5 protein-coding genes are annotated in these 9,229 nt (G+C 69.1%); all 5 read right to left on the minus strand.

Translation table 11 applies throughout. From position 1 onward, the window contains the following. Positions 1–1,077, minus strand: coding sequence for a flavin-containing monooxygenase (locus ACSAMQ_RS12755; RefSeq protein ID WP_435396004.1), 1,077 nt, complete (start codon positions 1,075–1,077; stop codon positions 1–3). A 76-nt stretch (positions 1,078–1,153) separates the two neighbouring features. Continuing rightward, entirely contained in the window at positions 1,154–5,011 is a 3,858-nt protein-coding gene (locus ACSAMQ_RS12760; RefSeq protein WP_435396005.1) for a non-ribosomal peptide synthetase, read from the minus strand. 214 nt (positions 5,012–5,225) lie between these two features. Continuing rightward, positions 5,226–6,131 (minus strand): alpha/beta fold hydrolase, encoded by a 906-nt coding sequence (locus tag ACSAMQ_RS12765; protein WP_435396006.1) that lies wholly within the window; start codon positions 6,129–6,131, stop codon positions 5,226–5,228. Positions 6,132–7,634: 1,503 nt separating this feature from the next. Beyond that, positions 7,635–8,918, minus strand: coding sequence for a glutamate-5-semialdehyde dehydrogenase (locus ACSAMQ_RS12770; protein ID WP_435396007.1), 1,284 nt, complete (start codon positions 8,916–8,918; stop codon positions 7,635–7,637). After that, positions 8,915–9,229 (minus strand): PUA domain-containing protein (locus ACSAMQ_RS12775; protein WP_435396008.1); only part of this gene is annotated, 315 nt, incomplete at its 5' end. The genes ACSAMQ_RS12770 and ACSAMQ_RS12775, both read right to left, overlap by 4 nt.

Below are 9,229 nucleotides of genomic sequence, written 5' to 3' on the forward strand. Positions count from 1 at the left end.
TCAGCGCCGGCTGCGTTGCGCGACGGCCGCGCCGACGCGTTGCGCGTCGCGGCCGACGAAACCCAGCAGTGCCGAGCCGCGGTTGCGCATCCGGTACAGACCGACGAAATGCAGTCCGGACGCGCCGATGCCCGCGTCGTGCCGGGGCTGTCCGTCCGCGCCGAGCAGTTCCGCGCCGAGCCAGGACCAGTCGTTGCGATAGCCGGTGGCCCACAGCACGGTGGTCGCGTCGATCCGCTTGCCGTCGGCGGTGACCAACTGCGCGCCCTCCGCATCGACGACCCGCTCGGCGAAGCCGACGCTGCGGGCGAGTTCGTCGATCTTCGTGCCGACCACCGGGTCGGGCATCGCCAATCGCCGCGCGAGGGGCGTGTTGGTCGGCAGGCGCAGGATGCCGCTCTTCGACAACCACCAGAACGCATCGCGCCCCAGGATCCGCTGCGGCAATCGCGGTTGCCTGCGGCCCTTGCAGACCACCACCTCGCGGCTGCCCGCCAACTCGGTCGCGATCTGCAGGCCCGAGTTCGCCGAGCCCACGACCGCGACCTTGCCTGCGGGAATCTGCTCGGGATTTCGGTAAGCGTGCGAATGCAGTTGGGTGACCGACGGCGCCAGCCGTTTGGAAAACTCGGGAACGACGGGGGTCTGGAAGGCCCCGACCGCGGCGACGACCTGGCGCGCGGCGATGCTCGCGTGCGGGGTGGTCACCGTGAAGCCCTCGCCGGACCGGCCGACCGAAACCACCCGCTGGCCGAAATGGATCGGCAGCTCGAACGTCGCCGCGTAGGTTCGGAAATAGTCCGGCACTTCGTCCTTGGCCGGGTAGCGATCCGGATCGCCGGGGAACGGCAGGCCCGGCAGGCCGCAGAACCGCGCGGAGGTAAACAGCCGCAGCGAATCCCAGCGGTGGGTCCAGGACACGCCGAGTTCGTCCGCGGCGTCGAGCATGACGAAGTCCACGCCCGCCTGCTTGAGCGTACGGCCGACGGCGAGGCCGGCCTGGCCCGCGCCGATCACGACGACGTCGATGGCGCGGGGCAGCTCGCTCCCGCCGGCGGATGCGCTCGAACTTGGCATGGTCACTCCACGACACCATCACGGACGAAGGCCGGCGCCGACGGCGCCGGCGTGGATAAACGCAGGCGCAGGCGGATCATTGCGCGAGCTCGCGAACGGCGGCCACGACCTCGGCGAGGTGCTGCGCACCGAACAGACTGTGGTGGGTGCCGGCGACGACCCGCGTGGCCACCGTGCCGCGGGTGCGGGACGCCCAGCCCCAATCGCCGGCGGCCTCGTGCAGGTGCGCCGCATACTCGCTGACTTGCCCGTCGCGCGCCCGGATCAGCGCGACATCCGCCGCGACGACGGGCGGCTTGTAGCTGCGGCAGGCATTCACGACCTGCGCGAATACCGGATAGACATGATGCAGTTCGGTGGCGAGCAGGTCGGCGCCGGCGGTGTCCTCCCGGAACCAGTCCTGCAGCGTTTCCTCGTCGACCGGGCCGGGTGGCGGATCCGTCGGCGCGGGCGCATCGAACACGATCAGTTGCGCCACCCGTTCTCCCGCCGCCTCGAGTTGCGCGGCCATCTCCAGCGCGATCACCGCACCCGACGACCACCCCGACAGGGTGTAAGGGCCCGGCGCCGCGGCGCGGACCGCGGCCACATAACCCTGCGCCAGCGCTTCCACGGTGTCCGGCAGCGGCTCGCTCGCGGCGAGCCCGAAACTGGCGCGGTCGAGATCGCGCGCCAAGTCGCGATAGGCCGCGACCGATCCGCCGGCCGGATGCACCAGGAACAGCGCCGGCCCGGTTCCGGGGTGCAAGGGCACCAGGGCGTTGGACAGCCGCTGCCCGGTCATGAGGCTGGCCAAGCGCGCGACGGTGCGCGACTCGAGCAGTCCGCCGAGGGAAATATTGAGCTTGGTCCTGGAGCGAAGCGCGGCGACCGCACGCAATGCAGTGAACGACTGCCCGCCGAGGTTGAAGAAATCGTCGTCGACGCCGATGGTGTCGACGCCCAGCACTTCCTTCCAGACGGCGACGATGGTGCGCTCCAGCTCGGTGCGTGGCGCGCGGTATTGCACCCCGGCCTCGGCAGCCGGTTCGGCGAGCGCGAGCAGCGCGCCGCGGTCGAGTTTGCCGTTGGAGGTGACGGGCAGACCGGCGACGACCGTGATCTGACTCGGGATCAGATAACTCGGCAGCCGGTCCGTGAGGCTTGCGCGGATGGACTCGCCGTCGCCGGGGCTCGCCTCGTCGTGGAGCACGACGAACGCGCGCAGTTGCTTGTGCTTGGCCTCGCCGGCCACGACGACGACGGCGTCCTTGACCCGCGGATCGGCCGCCAGCACGTGCTCGACTTCGCCGGGCTCGACCCGGTGTCCCTGAATCTTGCATTGCGCATCGATGCGCCCGATCAGCTCGATGTTGCCGTCGGGCAGCAGGCGGCCTAGGTCGCCGGTGCGATAGATCCGCTCGCCGGTGGCAGGATGGGCCACGAACGCTCGCGAAGTCTTCTCGGGATCGCCCCAATACCCTTGCGCCAGGCCGACCCCGCCGATGTGCAGTTGGCCCGTCGTCCAGGTCGGCGTCTCGTTGCCCTGCTCGTCGAGGACGTACCAGGGTTGGTTCGCCATCGGCCGTCCGTAGGGGATGCTGCGCCACTTCGGGTCGACCGCGTCGATGGGGTGCCAGATCGACCAGATGGACGCTTCTGTCGCGCCGCCCAGGCTGATCACCTTCGCGTTCGGCGCGATCGCCTTGATGTCGTCGGGCAGAGACAGCGGAATCCAGTCGCCGGAAAGCATCACGATGCGCAACATGGGCAACTGGACGCCTTCGGCGCGGGCGACGTCGACCAGCAATTGCATCAGCGGAGGCGCCGAATTCCACACCGTGACGCCGCGTTCGACCATCGCCGCCAGCCACGCGTGCGGGCTATGGTCGGCCGGATCGGGCAACACCAGCGTCGCGCCCGCCATCGCCGAACCGAAGATGTCGTAGACCGACAGATCGAACGACAGCGACGAGACCCCGAACACCACGTCCTCGGCGACGATGCCGAACTCGCCGTTGACGTCGAGAATCGTGTTGACCGGGCCACGGTGATCGAGTGCGACGCCTTTGGGCTGACCGGTCGAGCCGGAGGTGTAGATGACGTAGGCCAGCGCGGACGGATCGAGGGCGGTGGGCAAGTCCGCGCTTGCGTCGGACGTGCTTGCTGAGGTCGCGCTTGCGCCGGACGTGCTTGCGGAGGCGGCATCGCCGCGGACCGCAACGACGGGCACGCCCTGGCGCTCGCCTGCATCGGCGCCGACGATGACCGCCGCGCCGATGTCGCTGACCAGTTGGTCGATCCGCCGCGGCGGCCACGCCGGATCCATCGGCACGTACGCGGCCCCTGCAAGCAGCGCCGCGTAGACGGCGATCATCTGCGCGACGCCCTTAGCCAGCACGATGGCGACGCGATCGCCGGGGCGAACGCCATGGGCGCACAACACCTTCGCCAGGGATTCGGCGGCCGCGAGCAGTTCGGCGTAGCTCAGCGATTCGTCGCCGCAAACGACGGCCGTACGATCGGGCGCGACGCAGGCGCCGACCTTCAGCCCGTCCGACAGACGCCCCTCGTGCAAGGGCCGCGTGGGCCGGGTGTCCAGCGGCGGCGCGTTGTTGCGGACCGTCACGAGCGTCGTCGTCGCAGTCCAGGCCTGCGGGTCGCCGGCCAGGGTGCGGATCAGCGCTTCATGCGCTTTGCACAAGGCATCGATGAAACCCGCGGGGAACGCGGCTTCCACGACGTCCCAGACGATTTCGATGCGGCCGCCGCGAAGCAGGAAGAACTGGTGATCGAGCAACACCTGCGGCGTGGCGAGCTTGCTGTAGCCGAACTCCTCCTGCTCGCCGCCGGCCAAACCCGAGGACACCACGAACGGACACGCGGCGCTGCCTTGCGAACGGTGGCGAGCGTTCAACGCCTCGAGCACGTCGACTCCCGACCAATCGGTGCGGCCGAGGTCGCCGATGATCGTCGCCTGCAGGCGCCCTGCTCTTTCCAGCAGGCTGGCCGTTGCGCGCCAATCGAATTCCAGCGGATAGATCGCGCCCAGGTTGCCCAGTACCGATTCGGCGCCTGGAATCCGCCTGAGCAGACGGCGCGTGATCATCTGGTTGAGAATGAAATGGCGCGACCCGCTGAAACGGGCGACGACTTCGCCGTATACCGCCAGCAACGCCGTCACCGGGCTCATGCCGTGCAGGGCGACGCCTGCGGTGAACGCGCCCCAGGTCGCGGCGTCGAGGACCAGACGGCGCCGGTTCAACCCCGGGTTTCCGTGCAGGCGCACGAGCGGCAGTTCCGGCGGAGCGGGCAGCGCCGCTACGCGATCGGCCCAATAGGCGCGCGCCCGCTCGGCGGCTTCGTGGCGCTGCGCCAACGCCAGCGAAACCTCGGCGATCCCCACCTGGTCGGCGGGCAGTTCGATGTCCGGCGCCGCGTAGTACTGCTCGACCTCGGAAAGCAGGCGCAGCCCCGAAAACTGATCGAGAAACAGATTGCTGAAGTTGACGTGCAGGCGGACGTCGTTGTCGCTGTACCGTGTCAGCTGGAAATCGAGCCACGGCCAGCGGTCCATGGGCAGCGTCTGATTCGACATCCGGTGCCGGACCTGCATCAGCCCTAGTGTCGTCGCCAGGTCGGAGAACCCGCGCAGGTCCCAGACGGATACGCGAGGCGGCCGGACGTCGTCGACCTGCCGCAGCCGCAGGTCCTGCGTCACCGCGACGATGTTCCGCCGGTGGCGTTCGAGCACGCGCGCGATCGCGGCGACGAAACGATCGATGTCCAGGCCGGGACGCTCGACCTCGAAGTAAAGATGCGGGTGCAGCGCATATTCCATGCCGTCGGCGGCACTGACGACCAGCAGCCGTTGCATGTCCGTCAACGGGAAATCGGCGTGGCCGGGCTTGGCGTCCGGCACTGCGACGGTCCCGTCGTTCGAGGGCGCGCTCACGAGCATAGTTCTCCTTGCCCTATACCTGTCCGTCCTTCGGCCGGACACTACCTTCCGCCCCCTGGGGCGTCAATCGGCTTCCGGGGGATTTCGGAAACGCTTCACAGTACCGGGCGAAATAGCGCGTTACGCTTACTCACTTCGCACTTTCGGCAACAGGCGCCGGCCCTTGCTGCATACGGACAAACCGTCCACGCCCGGCCAGCACTCCGCATCACCCGCCGGCCTGTGCGCCTTCGCCGAGAAAAAACCCGGCGGCTGCGGCGAAGACCCCGACCGGGTCTTCCAATTGCGGAAAATGGCCGACATCGTCGAGCACGAACACATCCGCGCGCGGGACGAGTTGCCGATAACGTTCGGCCATATGCAGCCCGCTGACCGGGTCGAGCGCGCCGCAGATCAGGCGCAAAGGGATATCGGCCGTTTGCAGCGCGCCCACCCAGCGGGCGCGTTCGCGCCGGCGTTCGCCCATGTACCCGAGCAGCGAAGGCACCGCATGCAGGCCTGCTTCGTGCTGCAACAAGGCCCAGTATTCGTCGATCGCCGTCTCGCTGAGCGGCCGCATCGGTGAGAACAAGGCTTGGAGACTGCGGCCGAAACCGCGACGGTTCATCAGCCCGACCAGCCCGGGTCCCAGGGGCGATGCGAGCATTCGCTGGATCGGCCGCGCACGATGGGTCTCCGGAAACAGCCCGCCGTTGAGCAGGCACAGCCGCAGGATGCGCAGCGCGGCGTGCCCGGGCTCCCGGCTGCTGCGGGCGAGCAGTTCCTGCGCGACCGTGTCGCCATAATCGTGGGCGAGCACGAACGCGGCGCTCCAGCTGTAATGATGCGCGACCGCCTCGGCCAGATCCGCCTGCTCTTTTACCCGGTAGCGATGGCCGCGAGGCTTGGCGGAAAAGCCCAGGCCCAGTAGGTCGAAGGCAAGCACTTCGAACCGCGAAGTCAGCATCGGCCAGATCGGCGCCCAGTCCACGCTGCTGGTCGGGAAGCCGTGAATCAGCAACAGCCGCGGCCCCGCTCCGGCGCGTCGGCAGTAGATGCGCCGTCCGCTGACGGCAATGAATTCGCCGGCGTCCCGCCAGGCGCACAGCGCGGGAAAGCGATCGATCGCGCTCATGGCCGACGGCCGATGAAACAGCGAGCCGCCGTCGACGCGCGTTTCCGCCGCCGGCCCTCGACCCATCGCGTACGGAGCATCGGATCGCTCCGTGCCGGCTCCGGCTCTGCAGCTGGGTTACTTTGAAATGAAGACGGCGCTGAAACTGTTCGCATACCGATCCCTCGATGCGCTCGTGTCCTGATTGCCGGATCCGATCTTGCTCGCGCCAGCCGGCTCGACGGCTCATCGGAATCTCCCGATGGCTCTCGCCAAACCGCCGCACCCATACCGCCTGCTCGCCCCGCCTCCACAATGCCCTCTGCCGCCCCGCCTTGCCACTGCTGTGCGATCCGCTGCTGATCGCACAGCAGGCTCGCAACATCCGCCCTGCAGGCATGCGCGGGCTTACTGGTTGGATGCGACCAGCGGGGATGGTCGCATAACCGGCACGGCGCCCGGGCCACCGGGCGGCTACGCCGGCGGTTGCGGCCGAATGTCCCGGCACGGCATGTAGCGACCGCAGCGCGATGGCGGTCACGCAATCGGGTAACTCCTCCAAGGGACCGGTGACCGCTTGGTTTTCCAGAATGCAGGTGAGTCGCTCCCTGTAGGAGCGGCGTGAGCCGCGACCGCGAAGCGTGGCGCACGGCGCTAGCTGGAAACCCCGCAGTCGCGACTTACGTCGCTCCTACAAGGGCCAGGCGGCTGCGCGGCTTCCAGGGTGCAGGGGAGTCGCTCCCTGTAGGAGCGGCGTGAGCCGCGACTGCGAATTGCGGCGCACGGCGCTAGCTGGAAACCCCGCAGTCGCGACTTACGTCGCTCCTACAAAGGCCTGACGGCTGCGCGGTTTCCGGAGCGCAGATGAATCGCTTTTTGTAGGAGCGGCGTAAGCCGCGACCGCGAATGCTGGCGTGCGGCGCGAGCTGGAAACCTCGCGGTCGCGACTTACGTCGCTCCTACAAGGGCCAGGCGGCTGCGCAGTTTCCGGAGCGCAGATGAATCGCTTTTTGTAGGAGCGGCGTAAGCCGCGACCGCGAATGCTGGCGTGCGGCGCGAGTTGGAAACCTCGCGGTCGCGACTTAGGTCGCTCCTACAAAGGCCTGACGGCTGCGCAGTTTCCGGAGCGCAGATGAATCGCTCCCTGTAGGAGCGGCGTGAGCCGCGACCGCGAAGCGTGGCGCGCGGCGCTAGCTGGATACCCCGCAGTCGCGACTTACGTCGCTCCTACAAGGGCCAGGCGGCTGCGCGGCTTCCAGGGTGCAGGGGAGTCGCTCCCTGTAGGAGTGGCGTAAGCCGCGACCGCGAATTGCGGCGCACGGCGCGAGCTGGAAACCCCGCGGTCGCGACTTACGTCGCTCCTACAAGGGCCAGGCGGCTGCGCGGCTTCCAGGGTGCAGGGGAGTTGCTCCCTGTAGGAGCGGCGTGAGCCGCGACCGCGAAGCGTGGCGTGCGGCGCTAGCTGGAAACCCCGCGGTCGCGACTTACGTCGCTCCTGCAGGGCCCCGGTCGCCGCGCGGGCGGTCAGCGATTTTGCGACTCGGGATGACGCACTTGCCCTGCCCCGCGCACTACGAAGCGCTCGATGGTCAGCGACTCCACGCCCATCGGGCCATAGGCGTGCAGGCGCGTGGTCGAGATGCCGATCTCGGCGCCGAGGCCGAGCTGGCCGCCGTCGTTGAAGCGCGAGGAGGCGTTGACCATGACCGCCGAGCTGCGGGTGCGGCGCACGAAGGCTTCGGCGGTGGCGGCGTCCTCGGTGGCGATGACTTCGGTGTGGTCGGAACCGAAGCGGGCGATGTGCGTCAGCGCTTCGTCGAGGCCGTCGACGACTTTGGCCGCGATGATCAAGTCGAGGTATTCGGCGGCATAGTCGCCCTCGTCGGCAGGCTGCACCGTATTCGCCATGTCGGCGGGCGCCAGCGCGCGAATGCGCTCGCAGCCGCGCACCTGCACCTCGCGCGCGGCCAGCGCGGCGAGCGCGCGCGGGACGAAGGCGGCGGCGATGTCGCGATGCACCAGCACGGTCTCCAGCGCATTGCACACGCCCGGCCGCGAGGCCTTGCCGTCGATCAGCAAGCCGAGCGCGAGGTCGAGGTCGGCGGCGCGGTCGACATAGAGGTGGCAGACGCCCTTGTAGTGCTTGATGACCGGCACCCGCGCGTGTTCGGCGACGAAACGGATCAGGCCCTCGCCGCCGCGCGGAATCGCCAGGTCGATCAGGTCCGACAACTGCAGCAGTTCGAGCACGTGCTCGCGCGCGGTGTCCTCGATCAGCGATACCGCCGCGGTCGGCAGGCCTTGCTCGCTCAGTGCCGCATGCAGGCAGGCAGCGATGGCGGCATTGCTGGCGCGCGCTTCCGAGCCGCCGCGCAGCAATACCGCGTTGCCGGCCTTCAGGCACAGCGCCGCGGCATCGGCGGTGACGTTCGGGCGCGCCTCGTAGATCATCGCGATCAAGCCCAGCGGCACGCGCTGGCGTTCGATCACCAACCCGTTGGGCCGGGTCTCGCGGCGGGTCACTTCGCCGAGCGGGTCGGCCTGCGCCGCCACTTCGCGCAGCGCCGCGGCGATCGCGCTCAGGCGCGAGGGGTCGAGCCGCAGGCGGTCGAGCATCGCCGTACTCAGGCCGGCCGCTTCGCCGCGGCCGAGGTCTTCGGCGTTCGCGGCCAGGATGCGTTCGCTGGAGGCATCGAGCTGCGCCGCCATCGCTTCGATCAGACGGCGGCGCGCCTCGCCGTCGAGCGCGGCGAGGACGACCGAGGCGTCGCGCGCCTGTTGGGCCAGGGCCCGGACATAACCGCTCATGGCAACACTTCCTTCGGCAATTCGGCGGCCGGACCTTGACCGGCCTCGGTATCACGGGGCGACTCGCCGGCGCGCTCGAGCAGCACCAGGTCGTCGCGGTGCACCACCGATTCGCCGTAGCGGAAACCGATCAGCGCTTCGATATCGCGGCTATGGCGGCCGGCGATGCGGCGCACCTCGCCGGCGTTGTACTGGATCAGGCCGCGGCCGAGCACGCCCGCGGCATCGCCGACGCCGCGCAGCTCGACCACGTCGCCGCGGCGGAACTCGCCTTCGGCCGCGACCACCCCGCCCGGCAGCAACGAGGCGCC

Origin of the sequence: Lysobacter sp. 1R34A, from assembly GCF_051217035.1 — a bacterium.
Taxonomy (GTDB): Bacteria; Pseudomonadota; Gammaproteobacteria; order Xanthomonadales; family Xanthomonadaceae; genus Lysobacter.

Bases quoted from the DNA above. Each gene is read 5' to 3' on its own strand.
- ACSAMQ_RS12755 (WP_435396004.1), bottom strand. From the start codon at position 1,077: ATGCCAAGTTCGAGCGCATCCGCCGGCGGGAGCGAGCTGCCCCGCGCC.
- ACSAMQ_RS12765 (WP_435396006.1), bottom strand. From the start codon at position 6,131: ATGAGCGCGATCGATCGCTTTCCCGCGCTGTGCGCCTGGCGGGACGCC.
- ACSAMQ_RS12770 (WP_435396007.1), bottom strand. From the start codon at position 8,918: ATGAGCGGTTATGTCCGGGCCCTGGCCCAACAGGCGCGCGACGCCTCG.